Source organism: Caballeronia sp. ATUFL_F2_KS9A (assembly GCF_023630765.1).
Taxonomy (GTDB): Bacteria; Pseudomonadota; Gammaproteobacteria; order Burkholderiales; family Burkholderiaceae; genus Caballeronia; species Caballeronia zhejiangensis.
The window spans coordinates 15451-30026 of record NZ_JALQEK010000022.1; the positions used below are offsets into that span (position 1 = coordinate 15451).

Genomic DNA, 14576 nt, shown 5'->3' on the forward strand with positions numbered 1-14576 from the left:
ACACCGCCGTTATAAACGCCATGCGCCGTCGATGGCGACGCCTTCAGCGGTCGATATTCCGCGATTTCGGGGAGAGCAACGAGCATGAGCACTTGGATGGTGGTGGCCGGCGTTTGGGCGATGTTCGCGGTCTGCGTCGTGTTGTTCGTGCGGGGCGCGTCGCCGCACGTTCATCGGTCCGATGACGCTTCCGGCCAAGGCGACCGCGCGGTCAGCGACGTTCCACGCGCCGAAATCTGAATCAGACGTCCAGCGGATCGACTTCCACGTTCCAGCGCAGCACGCCCTTGAGGGAGCGCAGCACCGGCTGCCACGCGCGCAGCGACGCCTGCAGCGCGGCCCGCGACGCGCTTTCGAGCAGCAGTTGCGCACGGTGGACATTGAACACTTTCACGATGGTGAGCGGAACCGCGTCGTAGACCGTCACGCGCTCAGCGCCGGGCAGAGGTGCGAACGCCGCCGCCGCTTCTTCGAGGAATTTCAGCGCCGCATCGAGCGTGCGGCCTTCGGCGCGCAGCATCGCCTGATAGACGAACGGCGGCAGACGCGCGTCGCGGCGTTCGGCGAGCGTCGAATTGGCGAAACCCACGTAGTCCTGTCGCGATAGCGCCTGATACAGCGCGTGACGCGGATAGCGCGTCTGAATCATCACTTCGCCGGGCAAGCCCGCGCGTCCGGCGCGCCCGCTCACCTGCGTCAGTTGCGCGAAGAGCCGCTCGCTCGCGCGAAAGTCGTGGGAGAAGAGCGCGGTGTCCGCGTTCAGCACGCCGACGAGCGTCACGCGCCGGAAATCATGGCCCTTCGCGATCATCTGCGTGCCAACGAGAATGTCGACTTCGCCCGCGTGGACATCGGAGAAAAGCGCCTGCGCGCTGCCTTTGCGGCGCGTGCTGTCGGCGTCGATGCGCAGCACGCGAGCACCCGGCACCACGCTCGCGAGCGTTTCCTCGACGCGCTGCGTGCCGCGGCCCATCGGCGCGATATCGATGTTGCCGCATTCCGGACACGACTTCGGAATGCGCGATTCCCAGCCGCAGTGATGACAACGCAGCGCGCGCTCAGGCTTATGCAGCACGGCATACGCGCTGCAACGCGGACAACCGGCGACCCAGCCGCAGGCATCGCAGGACAGGATCGGCGCATAGCCGCGCCGGTTCAGGAATACGAGGCTTTGCTCGCCGCGCTCGACGCGTGTCTTCAGCGCCGCGATCAGCGGCCCCGCGAGCCCCTCGACCGAGGCGCGGCCTCGCCGTCTTTCCTCTTCGAGATCGATGAGCCGGACGCTCGGCAGCACCGCTTCGGCGACGGCGCGGCGCGTGAGCGTGAGTCGCGTGTAGCGGCCCTGCTCGGCCTGCCACCAGGTTTCGAGCGATGGCGTCGCCGATCCGAGCACGACGGGAATATCCAGTTGCTTCGCGCGATAGATGGCGAGATCGCGCGCGGAGTAGCGCAAGCCTTCCTGTTGCTTGTACGCGGGATCGTGTTCCTCATCGACGACGATGATCGCGAGCTTCGGCATCGACGCGAGAATCGCGAGGCGCGTGCCGAGCACGATGCGCGCGCTGCCCGTATGCGCCGCGAGCCAGTTGCGCGCGCGTTCGCCTTCGGCGAGTCCGCTGTGCATCGTGACGATCGAGCCGTCCGCGAGCGCCGCGAAACGCGCGCGAAACGCCGCTTCGAACTGCGGCGTCAGATTGATTTCGGGAACGAGGACGAGCGCCTGCGCGTCAGGCCGGTCGGCGAGCAACGCGGCGAGCGCGTGCAGATACACCTCGGTCTTGCCACTGCCCGTCACGCCGTGCAGCAGGAACGGGGCGAACCCTTGCGCGCCGGAAATTGCATCGACGGCTTCGCGTTGTTCATCGGTCAGCAAGGGCAGCGGCACCGCGCCGGTCGGCAGCATGGGCGCGCTCGCGTCGGGTTCGGCGATCTGCGCTGTCACCGCTTCGATCCATCCGCGCGCGATCCAGTCGTCGAAGGTCGCGCCCGCTTTCGGATGCAACGCACGCGCGTCGGACAACGTCAGCGACGGCTGTTCCGCGAGCGCATCGGCGAGACGCCGGAGGGCGCTGGCGCGGGCGGGCAAAGCATCGGGGAGTTGCGCGCGCCCTTCGGGGAGAATCCGAAAGCGCGGCTCGACGGCAAAAAGGCGATCCCAGCGCGAGGCGTCGCGCAACGCCTGCGGAAGCGCCGGCAGCGCGACTTCGCCCAGCCCGCGCTGATAGTAATCGGCGGCGAAGCTGACAAGCGCGATCCACTTTTCCGACAGCGGCGCGCAGCCTTCGCAAATCGAAGTGATGTCGCGCAGTTTGGCAGCGGGCACGTCGCTTGAATGGGCGATTTCGCAGATCAACCCGACGACTTCGCGTCGCCCGAACGGCACCTGCACCAGCATGCCGACGGCAGGCGCGGCCGGCAGCGCATAGCGGTAGTCGAACAGCACGGGCATGGGCTGATCGACGGCGACGCGGACGAATAGATCAGTCACCGCGCGGGACCCCGCGCAAGACGGTTCGACAGAACCAAGCGCCCGAGGCGGGAGAAGTTAAAGTGAAACATCAGAATCGTCTGTAAACCGCCGATTATTTTTGGATTTCCGATGCTTTCCACAGCCCTGTGGATAACTTTGTTGAGAAGTGCGTCCGTGATCGCCGCAAACAATGTCACGAATCCCTTATGTGCGCTAACCCACATTTCGGGCGAAGCCGTCGAAATGCGTTAAGAATCATTGGCTTGAAGCACATATAGCGACATCTTATTGGTTGCTGTAAGCCATACGTCTGATGGCGCGCCGCAGCGAACAAATTGTGCATAAGTTCAGTCTTGACATCGGGGAGCGCCGCCTGAGGCGGGCGATCCGGACAGAACCCTCCAGCTCCTGATCACTTGCCCCGAATCACCGATATTGCACTGCGGCACGCGTCCGCAACGCAGGCTTTCGTACGCCTTTTACCGGGCGGCTTGGCCGGCGCGCATGGCGCGGCTATGTCGATGAACCTCGTCGACCAGCTCCGCGACATTTTCCGGCGGCGTGAACTGCGAGATGCCGTGGCCCAGGTTGAAGACGTGGCCCGGAAAATTGCCGAAGCTTTCGAGCACGGCGCGCGCTTCGGTGCGGATCGACGCGGGCGGCGCGAACAACACGCTCGGATCGATGTTCCCCTGCAGCGCCACACGCGAGCCGACCTTTTCGCGCGCCCGGCCGAGATTCATGGTCCAGTCGAGACCGACCGCATCGACGCCCGTCGCCGCGATTTCCTCGATCCAGAGTCCGCCGCCCTTCGTGAACGTGATGACCGGGACGCGCGCGCCATCGTGCTCGCGCTTCAGGCCGGCAACCACCTTCGCGATGTATTCGAGCGAGAAGCGCTGATACGCGCCATCCGCGAGTGCGCCGCCCCATGTATCGAAGATCATCACGGCCTGCGCGCCCGCTTCGATCTGCGCGTTCAGGTAAGCGGTGACGGCTTGCGCGTTGACCTCGAGAATGCGATGCATCAGGTCCGGCCGCGAATACGCCATCGACTTGACCGTGCGATGGTCGTCCGAGCCACCGCCTTCGACCATGTAGCACGCGAGCGTCCACGGACTACCGGAGAAGCCGATCAGCGGGACCTTCTGGCGGCCTTGCGCGTCGGTGAGCGCGCGGCGAATCTGGCTTACGGCGTCGGTGACGTAGGAAAGCGTCGCGCCGATGTCCGGCACGGCAAGGCGCTTCACATCGTCTTCGGTACGCACCGTGCGCTCGAAACGCGGCCCCTCGCCCTGCACGAAGTTCAGACCGAGCCCCATTGCGTCGGGGACGGTCAGGATGTCCGAGAAGAGAATCGCGGCGTCGAGCGGAAAGCGTTCGAGCGGCTGAAGCGTGACTTCGGTCGCGTAATCCGGATTCTTCGCGAGACCGAGAAAACTGCCCGCGCGAGCACGCGTCGCGTTGTATTCCGGCAGATAGCGCCCTGCCTGGCGCATCAGCCAGATCGGCGTGTAGTCGGTCGGCTGGCGCAAGAGCGCGCGCAGGAAGGTGTCGTTCAGAAGAGTGTGTGCCACGTCGCTCGATGCTCAAGGCAGAGAATCGTCCATTCTACCGGAGCGGTCGAACGTTTACGCCGGCTGCGCCCGGCAATTCGGAACGGCTCATGCCGCGCGGCCTATGTCGTTTGGCCGGATTTCGGGCAAGCGAAGCCCTCGTTATGATCGGTGTGCTTACACAACTAGAACCAGGAGAATCGATGCAACGCACGTCCGTCAGTCTCGCAGCCGCTGCCTTCGCGGTGTCGCTCTCGCTTTTGAACGCCGCGCACGCGCAGACGGTTCAGGCCGGCACCGTCGCCGGAGCAAAGTCCGCCGCGCCCGCGCCTTCGTCGGTTGCCGCGCCCTCTCGCCTCGACGACATCCTCGCACGCCACACGCTGCGCGTCTGCACGACCGGCGATTACAAACCGTACTCGTTCCTGCGTCCGGACGGGCAGTTCGAGGGCATCGACATCGATCTCGCGGAAAGTCTCGCGAAGTCGCTCGGCGCGAAGGCCGAGTATGTGAAGACGTCGTGGTCGAATCTGATGAACGACTTCATCGCGAAATGCGATATCGCCGTGGGCGGCGTCTCGACGACGCTCGAACGGCAGAAGCGCGCGTTTTTCACCGCGCCGTACATGGAAGACGGCAAGACGCCGATCGTGCGTTGCGACGATGTCGAGAAGTATCAGACCGTCGCGCAGATCGATCAGCCGAACGTGCGGACGATCGTGAATCCGGGCGGTACGAACGAACGCTTCGCGAAGCAGTTCTTTGCGCACTCGCAACTGATCGAGTATCCGGACAACGTGACCATCTTCAAGCAGATTCTCGACGGCAAGGCCGACGTCATGGTCACGGACGCATCCGAAACGCTGCTACAGCAGAAGCTCAATCCGGGGCTGTGCTCGGTGCATCCGGACAAGCCGTTCCAGTTTGGCGAAAAGGCGTATCTGCTGCCGCGCGGCGACGTGCCGTTCCAGCAGTATGTCGATCAGTGGCTGCATCTCGCCCGTTCGTCGGGCGAGTTCCAGGCTGTCTATGACAAGTGGCTGAAGTAGCGGTCAGCGCGCGGCGCGCAAGAGTTCGCCGGTGCGCTCGCCGATCTTGCGCAGCCAGCCGAGCGCCGCGTCGGACTGTGAATGCATGCGGCCGAACCCGTGCGTCATGTCGCGCGCGTCGATCAGCTCCACACGGCCGCCGTTCGCTTGTAGGAAGCGTTCGAGTTCGACGGCGTCGTCATAGAGCGGATCGTACGCCGCCGCGACGACGATCGCGGGCGCCGGCGTGCGCTCGAACGGCTCGGAGAGCGGAAAGGCGCGCACATCGTGCGCCTGCGGTGTTTCACCCGAAAGGAACTGGGTCCAGTACCACTTCATCTCATCGTTCGTGAGACCGGGACCGTTCGCATTGGCGATGCAACTCGGGCTCTCGAACTGACGACGCATGACCGGGTAAAGCAGCAGTTGCAAGCCGACGATGCCCGCGACGCGCTCGTTCGCGCCGCGTGCCGCAACAACCGCCAGATGCGCGCCCGCGCTGTCGCCGCCGACAGCCAGCCGGTCGGTCGCGAAGCCGAGCCGCGACCGGTGCTCCGCGAGCCAGAGCAGCGCGTCGAGCGCGTCTTCGCAAGGCGCGGGAAACGGATGCTCGGGCGCGAGCCGGTAGTCGACGCTCGCCACCGCGCATTGCGAGTCGCGCGAGAGCCGTGCGACGAGGCCATCGTGCGTGTCGATATCGCCGACGACCCAGCCGCCGCCGTGAAAGTACACGATCAGCGGCAGCGGGCCGCGCGCCTCTTTCGGCTTGTAGATGCGGGCGGCGAGCGTGCGGCCTTCGAGATCGAGCTGAATATTTTCCGCCGTTACGGCATCGTCGCGCTCTCCGGCGTAGGCTCGAGCGACCTTGCTGAAGCGCTCCCGGAACGCCAGCGCATCCGCGTCCGGCGGCAAAGCCGGAAAAGCGTCCTCGACGGCGCGGTAATAGCGAAGCAGGGCTGCATCAATGCTCATGCGTATCTCCATAGGTTTTTGTGTCGTTATGCGCGCGCGGCCCACTTTGCGCATCGATTTCATGCGTCCGGGCGTTCGATTTCCGCGAAAAAAATAGAATAATCGCACGAGTTTGAAAATCTGCAATCGCGCGTCAAGTCATCCCCAACGGATTAATCGTCCGAATAACAGACAATATATCGGTCGAAATCTGGACAATCGCGCTCGAAAATTTCCTCCGAGCCTTATCGGGCGCGGGTTACAACCTGAAACACTTTGTTACGGCGACTCGGATTCAATTCGCCCACAATCTGTTGAAACGGTTTCAACACGGATGTATTGGGTCGCGTCGTGCGAAAACAACGTGATCCGATGGCAGGCTGTGGCCGAAGCACTCACATTTGGGGCATCGGTGTTGGGATCGTTATTCGAATGCAAGGCATTCGACACATCCCACGTTTGGTCTCCTCGCGCTAACCCCGTAGCGTGTGGTTTTTAGCGGGCTCCAGGCCCGCTTTTTTTTCGCCCGGACAAACGTTTGCGTTTTGGGATTTCAACACCTGAACGTTTCGTCCAATGACAGAAGGGAGCGCCGCAGCGCTCCCTTTGTCTTTTCACCGCGAAGCAGCGCCGAAGTTCAGGCCGTTTTGGCCTCGGCGATCTTCAGTTCGTCGATCATGCGGGCGCGCATCACGAATTTCTGCGCCTTGCCGGTGACGGTCATCGGCAGTTCGTCGACGAAGCGGATGTAGCGCGGAATCTTATAGTGCGCGATCTGTCCTTGGCAAAACTCGCGAATTTCCTCCTCGCTCGCCTGCTCGCCGGGACGCACGACGATCCACGCGCATACTTCCTCACCGTATTTCTGATCGGGCACGCCGAAGACCTGCACCGACTGCACCTTCGGATGACGGAACAGGAATTCCTCGATTTCGCGCGGATAGACGTTCTCGCCGCCCCGAATCAGCATGTCCTTCAGGCGGCCGACGATGTTGCAGTAACCTTCCGCGTCGATGGTCGCGAGGTCGCCGGTGTGCATCCATCCGTCGACGATCGCCTCGCGCGTCTTGGCGTCGTCGCCCCAGTAGCCTTTCATCACCGAATAGCCGCGCGTGCACAGCTCGCCGGTTTCGCCGACCGGCACGATATTGCCCAGCGGATCGACGATCTTCACTTCCAGATGCGGCTGAATGCGTCCGACGGTCGTCGTGCGCTTGTCGAGCGGATCGGTCGTCGAGCTCTGGAAGGACACGGGGCTTGTCTCAGTCATGCCGTACGCGATCGTGATCTCGCTGAGATGCATCTTCGACACGACGCGCTTCATCGTCTCGATCGGACACGGCGAACCCGCCATGATGCCCGTGCGCAGCCGGCTCAGATCGTACTTCCCGAAGTCCGGGTGATCCAGTTCGGCGATGAACATCGTCGGCACGCCATGCAGCGCCGTGCATTTTTCCTCGTGCACGGCAGCGAGCGTCGCGGCGGGGTCGAAGGCTTCGCCGGGAAACACCATCGTGCAGCCCGTCGATACGCACGCGAGCACGGCCAGGACCATGCCGAAGCAGTGATACAGCGGCACCGGAATGCACAGCGAATCCTGCTCGGTCAGGCGCATCGCCATTGCGATATAGCGCGCGTTGTTGACGATGTTCCGATGTGTGAGCGTCGCGCCCTTCGGATTGCCCGTGGTGCCGCTCGTGAACTGGATGTTGATTGGATCGTCCGGCTTCAGCTTCGCCTCGACTGCGTCGAGCGGCGTCGCGTCGAGCCGTTCGCGACCGGTACGCATCACGTCCTCGAAATTGAGCATGCCGGGCGTCTTGCTCTCGCCCATGCGGATCACGGCGCGCAATTCCGGCAGCTTCCCGGCGTGAAGCGCGTTCGGCTCGGCATGCGCGAGTTCGGGCGCGAGCGTCTGCAGCATCTCCAGATATTTCGATGACTTGAACTGCTCGGCCGCGATGATCGCCTTGCAGCCGACCTTGTTCAGCGCATATTCCAACTCGGCCAGCCGGTACGCCGGATTGATGTTGACGAGCGTGGCGCCCATGCGCGCGGTGGCGAACTGCGTGAGCAGCCATTCGATGCGGTTGGGGGACCAGATGCCGACGCGATCACCCGCCTCGATGCCGAGCGCGAGCAGTCCGCTCGCGAGCACGTCGATCTGATTTGCGAACTCGCGCCACGTCCAGCGGATGTTCTGCTCGCGGAACACGACGGCCGGGCGATCGGGGAATCTCCCAGCGGTTTCGAGAAGGAAGCGCGCAACGGTCGCGTCGCTCAATGGGATGTCGGTCGCGCCGCGAACATAGGAAATGCCGTCGCGCGGTTCGATCTGCGCGCCGGCGTGGGTCGGTTCAGTTGTCATCGATGGTCTCCGCCAATGTGAATCGCCGCCCGGTGAAGGCTAATCGGAGGCCATTGTGCATCGCGAGGACGAGCGCGGGCATTGAGTGTTTCCCGCAATGCCGCTTTCGTGCGATCGGCGAAAGATGCGCTGAATCAATCGCTTACGTGAATCGGAGTGAGCGCCACATAACCGTTATGCAGATTTGCGCGCGCGATTTGCCGATTAGGAGCATAAAAAAAGCAGCCCGAAGGCTGCTTTCTTGACCTGCTGATCGCTGCTGCTCGATGCGTCGTGCGCTTAGTGCTTTGCGTGCGCCTTGCGCAGACGTTGGATCGCCGCGAGTTGAGCCGTCGCATAAGCGAGTTCCGCTTGCGCGGTCGCGTACTCGAGCTCCGAGGTGTTGTTTTGAATCGCTTCCTCGGCGCGCTTCTTCGCCTGCTCTGCCTTCGCTTCGTCGAGATCCGCGCCGCGGATGGCCGTATCGGCGAGCACGGTCACGATGCCCGGCTGGATTTCGAGAATCCCGCCGGCAACGAACACGAACTCTTCCGTACCGTCTTCCGCCTCGATACGCACCGCACCGGGACGAATGCGCGTGATGAGCGGCGTATGACCCGGCAGAATGCCGAGTTCACCCGCTTCGCCCGGCAGCGCGACGAACTTCGCCTGGCCCGAGAAGATCTGCTCTTCCGCGCTGACGACGTCTACCTTGATGGTTGCCATGTATGTCGACTCCTGTCGTCGGTGTCATGAGTGGACGCCCGCGCTGCGCGGACGTCCGCCAGAAAAACACCCGACTCTTACTGGATCTTCTTGGCCTTTTCGAAGGCTTCGTCGATCGTGCCGACCATGTAGAACGCCTGCTCCGGCAGATGATCGCACTCACCTTCGACGATCATCTTGAAGCCGCGGATGGTTTCCTTCAGCGGCACGTACTTGCCCGGCGAGCCCGTGAACACTTCAGCAACGTGGAACGGCTGCGACAGGAAACGCTGGATCTTACGAGCGCGCGCAACCGACAGCTTGTCTTCCGGCGATAGTTCGTCCATGCCCAGAATCGCGATGATGTCGCGCAGTTCCTTGTAGCGCTGCAGCGTCTGCTGCACGCCGCGCGTGATCGTGTAGTGCTCTTCGCCAATCACGTTCGGGTCGATCTGACGCGAGGTCGAATCGAGCGGGTCCACTGCCGGATAGATACCCAGCGAAGCGATGTCACGCGACAACACGACGGTTGCATCCAGGTGGCCGAAGGTCGTAGCCGGCGACGGGTCGGTCAAGTCATCCGCAGGGACATACACGGCCTGAACGGACGTGATCGAGCCGGTCTTCGTCGACGTGATGCGCTCTTGCAGCTTGCCCATTTCTTCAGCCAGCGTCGGCTGATAGCCCACTGCCGAAGGCATACGGCCGAGCAGTGCGGACACTTCCGTACCCGCCAGCGTGAAACGATAGATGTTGTCGACGAAGAACAGCACGTCGAGGCCTTCGTCACGGAAGTGCTCGGCCATCGTCAGACCGGTCAGCGCGACGCGCAGACGGTTGCCCGGCGGCTCGTTCATCTGGCCATAGACCAGCGCGACCTTGTCGAGAACGTTCGAGTCCTTCATTTCGTGATAGAAGTCGTTCCCTTCACGGGTACGCTCGCCAACGCCCGCGAACACGGAGTAACCGCCGTGCTCCTTCGCGATGTTGTTGATGAGTTCCATCATGTTCACGGTCTTGCCCACGCCTGCACCGCCGAACAGACCGACCTTGCCGCCCTTCGCGAACGGGCAGATCAGGTCGATAACCTTGATGCCGGTTTCGAGCAGTTCCGTCGACGGCGACAGCTCGTCGAACGAAGGTGCGTTCTGGTGGATCGAACGCGTCGTTTCCGATTCGATCGGACCCGCTTCGTCGATCGGACGGCCGAGCACGTCCATGATGCGGCCGAGCGTCGGCTTGCCGACCGGCACGCTGATGGGCTTGCCCGTGTTCTTGACCATCGTGCCGCGGCGCAGGCCGTCGGATGCACCCAGACAGATGGTGCGAACCACGCCGTCGCCCAGCTGCTGCTGGACTTCGAGCGTCAGTTCGGTGCCTTCCAGAATGAGCGCGTCGTAAATCTTCGGCATTTGCGCACGCGGAAATTCCACGTCGATAACGGCGCCGATGCACTGTACGATCTTGCCTTCTACCAAAGCAGTAGTACTCATCGCATTTCCTTTAGATACTGTGTTCTTTCACGCGGCCGTCAGACCGCTGCGGCGCCGCCGACGATTTCCGACAATTCTTTCGTAATCGCGGCCTGGCGGCTCTTGTTGTAGACGAGCTGCAGTTCGTTGATCACGGTCTTCGCGTTGTCCGACGCGGCCTTCATCGCGACCATGCGCGCGGATTGCTCCGACGCCATGTTTTCCGCGACCGCCTGATAGACGAGCGCTTCGACGTAGCGCACGAGAAGCTCGTCCACCACGGTTTGCGCGTCCGGCTCGTAGATGTAGTCCCACGAGGTCTTCGGCGTGACGCCGTCTTCGTCCTTCGCGTCCAGGTCGTCCACCGACAACGGCAGCAGTTGCTCGATCACCGCTTCCTGCTTCATCGTGTTGATGAAGCGCGTGTACGCGAGGTACACCGCGTTGATCTTGCCTTCCGAATACAGGTCGAGCTGCACCTTGATCGCGCCGATCAGCTTTTCCAGATGCGGCGTGTCGCCCAGTTGCGTGACTTGCGACACGACCTTCGCCTTCAGGCGATTCAGGAAGCCGAGTCCCTTGCCGCCGATCGCCGAAGCTTCGATCTGGACACCGCTTTGATCGAGTTCCTTGATCTTGTTCAGCGACGCACGCAGGATGTTCGTGTTCATGCCGCCGCACAGACCCTTGTCGGTCGTGACGAGGATCAGGCCGGCCGTCTTTGCGCCCTTGTTCTCGACCATGAACGGATGGCGATACTCGGGGTTCGCACGGCTCATGTGCGATGCGATCGAACGGACCTTGTCGGCATACGGACGGGCGGAACGCATGCGCTCCTGGGCGCGGCGCATCTTCGATGCGGCGACCATTTCCATCGCTTTCGTGATCTTGCGCGTGTTCTGCACGCTCTTGATCTTGCCGCGAATTTCCTTCATTCCAGCCATTGCTTACTCCTTGATCGAAGCCGCGCGACGTCCGGTGACATCGCGCGTTGCTCCTCTATCCCGATCAATAAGCGCCCGACTTCTTGAAGTCCTTCAGCGCGGCATGCAGTGCGCCTTCGTCGTCCTTCGACAAGTCTTTATTGTCTTCGATGCGCTTAATCAGATCGCCGTGGCTGGTCTTCAGGAATTCGCGCATGCCCTTTTCGAATGCGAGCACTTGCGAAACTTCGAGATCGTCCAGATAGCCGTTGTTGGCTGCGAACAGCGCGACGGCCAGTTCCCACACTTGCAGCGGCTGATACTGCGGCTGCTTCAGCAGTTCCGTCACGCGGCGGCCGCGCTCGAGCTGCTTGCGGGTGGCTTCGTCGAGGTCCGATGCGAACTGCGCGAACGCGGCGAGCTCACGATACTGCGCGAGGTCGGTACGGATACCGCCCGACAGCTTCTTGATGACCTTCGTCTGAGCCGCACCGCCGACGCGCGACACCGACACGCCCGCGTTGATAGCAGGGCGGATACCGGCGTTGAACAGGTCGGTTTCCAGGAAGATCTGGCCGTCGGTAATCGAGATCACGTTCGTCGGAACGAATGCGGTCACGTCGCCGGCTTGCGTTTCGATGACCGGCAGTGCCGTCAGCGAACCGCTCTTGCCTTTCACTTCGCCGTTCGTGAACTTCTCGACGTACTCTTCCGACACGCGAGCCGCACGCTCGAGCAGACGCGAGTGCAGATAGAACACATCGCCCGGATACGCTTCGCGGCCCGGCGGACGGCGCAGCAGCAGCGAGATCTGGCGATACGCCCACGCCTGCTTGGTCAAGTCGTCATAGACGATCAGCGCATCTTGGCCGCGATCGCGGAAGTATTCGCCCATCGTGCAGCCGGCGTACGGCGCGAGGTACTGCATCGCGGCCGATTCCGAAGCCGAAGCCGCCACGACGATGGTGTAAGCCATCGCGCCGGTTTCCTCGAGCTTGCGCACCACGTTCATGATCGACGAAGCCTTCTGGCCGATCGCGACGTAGATACAGATGAGATCCTTGCCCTTCTGGTTGATGATCGCGTCGACGGCCACCGCGGTCTTGCCGCACTGACGGTCGCCGATGATCAGCTCGCGCTGGCCACGGCCGATCGGCACCATCGAGTCGATCGATTTCAGACCCGTCTGCACCGGCTGCGACACCGACTTACGCCAAATCACGCCCGGGGCGATCTTTTCGATTGCGTCCGTTGCCTTCGCGTTGATCGGGCCTTTACCGTCGATCGGGTTGCCGAGCGCGTCGACCACACGGCCGACGAGTTCCGGACCGACCGGCACTTCGAGAATGCGGCCCGTCGTCTTGACGATGTCGCCTTCCGAGATGTGCTCGTACTCGCCGAGAATAACGGCGCCGACCGAGTCACGTTCGAGGTTCAGCGCGAGGCCGAAGGTGTTGCCCGGGAATTCGAGCATTTCGCCCTGCATCACGTCCGACAGGCCGTGGATACGCACGATACCGTCGGTCACGGAGATCACGGTGCCCTGGTTGCGAACGTCCGCGCTCGCTTCAAGGCCCTGGATCCGGCTCTTGATCAGCTCGCTGATCTCAGAGGGATTGAGTTGCATTATTCGCTCCTGATAGTCAATTCTGTTGCGTGCCAGTCATCAGACTCGGTTGATCGCATTAATTCGCAAATTAAGCGGTCAGAGCCGTCTGCATGCTGGCGAGGCGCGCGCGGACCGAGGTATCGAGCACTTCGTCGCCAACCGTCACGCGAACGCCGCCGATCAGCGACTGATCGATTTCGACGGTCGGTTTCAGCTTGCGCTGGAACTTGCGTTCGAGGCTTGCAACGAGGTCGTTCAACTGTTCGCCTTCGAGGGGGAACGCGCTCACGATGTGAGCATCGGCAGCACCTTCACGGGCGTTCTTCAGCTCGTCGAACTGGACGGCGATTTCCGGCAGCAGCGGCAGGCGATGGTTCTCGACCAGCATGCCGACGAAGTTCTTCGCTTGAGGCTGGCTTTGGGCCAACGGCGACTTCACTGCGGCGAGCAGGAGATCGACGATTTGCTGGCGGCTCACCTTCGGGCTCGAAGCGACCGTCTCCACTTCGGGCAGACGCGCAACCTGTGCCAGCTCCTCAACGAAGGTGGACCAGCCCGCGAGATCGCCGGTTTCGGCCACGCGGAACAGCGCTTCTGCGTAAGGACGAGCGATGGTTGCAAGTTCGGCCATGATCAGAGCTCGGTTTTGAGTTGATTCAGCAGATCGGCGTGTGCCTTCTGATCGACTTCGCGCTTCAGAATCTGCTCAGCGCCTTTCACAGCCAGCGCAGCGACTTCGCCACGCAGCGCTTCGCGAGCCTTCACGATTTGCTGGTCGGCGTCGGCCTTGGCTTGCGCAACGATACGCGCGGCTTCGGCTTGAGCGTTGGCCTTGATTTCTTCTGCGACTGCGGCAGCGCGCTTTTCAGCGTCGGCGATGCGTTGCTGGCCGTCGTTGCGCGCTTGCGCGAGTTCCTGGTCGACGCGCTTGTGCGCAGCTTCGAGTTCCGCTTTGCCCTTGTCGGCGGCGGCGAGGCCGTCGGCAATCTTCTTCGAGCGCTCGTCGAGGGCGTTGATCAACGGCGGCCACACGAACTTCATCGTGAACCACGCGAGGATCAGAAACACGACCATTTGCGCAAACAGGGTTGCGTTGAGATTCACGGTGTTTCCTTAAACGTTGCTTGATCGGAGGTGAAACGGTTAAAAGGCGCTCATCGGCTTGTTGAGCTCGATCAGCGCCTCACCCGTTCCGTTAAGCGTCTTTAAAAAGTCAGACGCACACTTCCGAGGAACCTCAGCCTGCGAGCTTCGAGAGCAGCGGGTTCGCGAACGCAAACAGCATTGCCACACCAACGCCGATCAGGAACGCCGCGTCGATCAGACCAGCCAGCAGGAACATCTTGGTCTGCAGCGGGTTCATCAGTTCCGGTTGGCGGGCGCATGCTTCGATGTACTTGCCGCCCATCAGACCGATACCGATACAGGCGCCGATTGCACCCAGGCCGATGATGATGCCGATACCGATGGCGGTCAGACCTTGGATGTTGGCGATGAAAGCTTGCATGATCACTC

General features: G+C 62.4%; 13 protein-coding genes. 2 read left to right on the forward strand and 11 right to left on the reverse strand.

From position 1 onward, the window contains the following. Window positions 1–84: 84 nt before the first annotated feature. Window positions 85–240 (forward strand): hypothetical protein, encoded by a 156-nt coding sequence (locus tag NCS67_RS12805; RefSeq protein ID WP_160172900.1) that lies wholly within the window; start codon window positions 85–87, stop codon window positions 238–240. A gap of 1 nt (window position 241) precedes the next feature. On the opposite strand, the gene NCS67_RS12810 is transcribed toward NCS67_RS12805, so the two are convergent. Further along, window positions 242–2488 (reverse strand): primosomal protein N', encoded by a 2247-nt coding sequence (locus tag NCS67_RS12810; RefSeq protein ID WP_250435341.1) that lies wholly within the window; start codon window positions 2486–2488, stop codon window positions 242–244. A gap of 461 nt (window positions 2489–2949) precedes the next feature. Then, window positions 2950–4047, reverse strand: coding sequence for a uroporphyrinogen decarboxylase (hemE, locus tag NCS67_RS12815; protein ID WP_175979658.1), 1098 nt, complete (start codon window positions 4045–4047; stop codon window positions 2950–2952). Window positions 4048–4229: 182 nt separating this feature from the next. Between hemE and NCS67_RS12820 the strand changes: the two genes are divergently transcribed. Continuing rightward, complete coding sequence (locus tag NCS67_RS12820) at window positions 4230–5075, forward strand: transporter substrate-binding domain-containing protein (RefSeq protein ID WP_250435342.1); 846 nt, start codon at window positions 4230–4232, stop codon at window positions 5073–5075. A 3-nt stretch (window positions 5076–5078) separates the two neighbouring features. Here NCS67_RS12820 and NCS67_RS12825 read toward each other — a convergent pair whose 3' ends face one another. The 9 genes from NCS67_RS12825 to atpE all read right to left on the reverse strand — a co-directional run bounded on the left by NCS67_RS12825 (window position 5079) and on the right by atpE (window position 14568). Then, entirely contained in the window at window positions 5079–6026 is a 948-nt protein-coding gene (locus NCS67_RS12825) for an alpha/beta hydrolase (RefSeq protein ID WP_250435343.1), read from the reverse strand. A gap of 616 nt (window positions 6027–6642) precedes the next feature. Next, entirely contained in the window at window positions 6643–8373 is a 1731-nt protein-coding gene (locus tag NCS67_RS12830; RefSeq protein ID WP_250435345.1) for an AMP-binding protein, read from the reverse strand. Between the two features lie 279 nt (window positions 8374–8652). Next, window positions 8653–9078: a F0F1 ATP synthase subunit epsilon gene (locus tag NCS67_RS12835; protein WP_008352481.1), complete on the reverse strand. Its 426-nt coding sequence runs from the start codon at window positions 9076–9078 to the stop codon at window positions 8653–8655. A gap of 77 nt (window positions 9079–9155) precedes the next feature. Further along, window positions 9156–10550: a F0F1 ATP synthase subunit beta gene (gene atpD, locus NCS67_RS12840; protein ID WP_033536458.1), complete on the reverse strand. Its 1395-nt coding sequence runs from the start codon at window positions 10548–10550 to the stop codon at window positions 9156–9158. A gap of 38 nt (window positions 10551–10588) precedes the next feature. Continuing rightward, entirely contained in the window at window positions 10589–11473 is an 885-nt protein-coding gene (gene atpG / locus NCS67_RS12845) for a F0F1 ATP synthase subunit gamma (protein ID WP_175979661.1), read from the reverse strand. A 64-nt stretch (window positions 11474–11537) separates the two neighbouring features. Then, complete coding sequence (atpA, locus tag NCS67_RS12850; protein ID WP_008352478.1) at window positions 11538–13079, reverse strand: F0F1 ATP synthase subunit alpha; 1542 nt, start codon at window positions 13077–13079, stop codon at window positions 11538–11540. 70 nt (window positions 13080–13149) lie between these two features. After that, on the reverse strand, window positions 13150–13692 hold the full coding sequence (locus NCS67_RS12855; RefSeq protein ID WP_034472325.1) for a F0F1 ATP synthase subunit delta: 543 nt from the start codon (window positions 13690–13692) through the stop codon (window positions 13150–13152). A gap of 2 nt (window positions 13693–13694) precedes the next feature. Continuing rightward, entirely contained in the window at window positions 13695–14165 is a 471-nt protein-coding gene (locus NCS67_RS12860; RefSeq protein WP_008352476.1) for a F0F1 ATP synthase subunit B, read from the reverse strand. A 133-nt stretch (window positions 14166–14298) separates the two neighbouring features. After that, window positions 14299–14568, reverse strand: coding sequence for a F0F1 ATP synthase subunit C (gene atpE, locus NCS67_RS12865; protein WP_007180033.1), 270 nt, complete (start codon window positions 14566–14568; stop codon window positions 14299–14301). Between the last annotated feature and the right edge of the window lie 8 nt (window positions 14569–14576).

Bases quoted from the DNA above. Each gene is read 5' to 3' on its own strand.
- NCS67_RS12805 (WP_160172900.1), top strand. From the start codon at position 85: ATGAGCACTTGGATGGTGGTGGCCGGCGTTTGGGCGATGTTCGCGGTC.
- NCS67_RS12820 (WP_250435342.1), top strand. From the start codon at position 4,230: ATGCAACGCACGTCCGTCAGTCTCGCAGCCGCTGCCTTCGCGGTGTCG.
- NCS67_RS12825 (WP_250435343.1), bottom strand. From the start codon at position 6,026: ATGAGCATTGATGCAGCCCTGCTTCGCTATTACCGCGCCGTCGAGGAC.
- NCS67_RS12830 (WP_250435345.1), bottom strand. From the start codon at position 8,373: ATGACAACTGAACCGACCCACGCCGGCGCGCAGATCGAACCGCGCGAC.
- NCS67_RS12835 (WP_008352481.1), bottom strand. From the start codon at position 9,078: ATGGCAACCATCAAGGTAGACGTCGTCAGCGCGGAAGAGCAGATCTTC.
- atpD (WP_033536458.1), bottom strand. From the start codon at position 10,550: ATGAGTACTACTGCTTTGGTAGAAGGCAAGATCGTACAGTGCATCGGC.
- atpG (WP_175979661.1), bottom strand. From the start codon at position 11,473: ATGGCTGGAATGAAGGAAATTCGCGGCAAGATCAAGAGCGTGCAGAAC.
- atpA (WP_008352478.1), bottom strand. From the start codon at position 13,079: ATGCAACTCAATCCCTCTGAGATCAGCGAGCTGATCAAGAGCCGGATC.
- NCS67_RS12855 (WP_034472325.1), bottom strand. From the start codon at position 13,692: ATGGCCGAACTTGCAACCATCGCTCGTCCTTACGCAGAAGCGCTGTTC.
- atpE (WP_007180033.1), bottom strand. From the start codon at position 14,568: ATGCAAGCTTTCATCGCCAACATCCAAGGTCTGACCGCCATCGGTATC.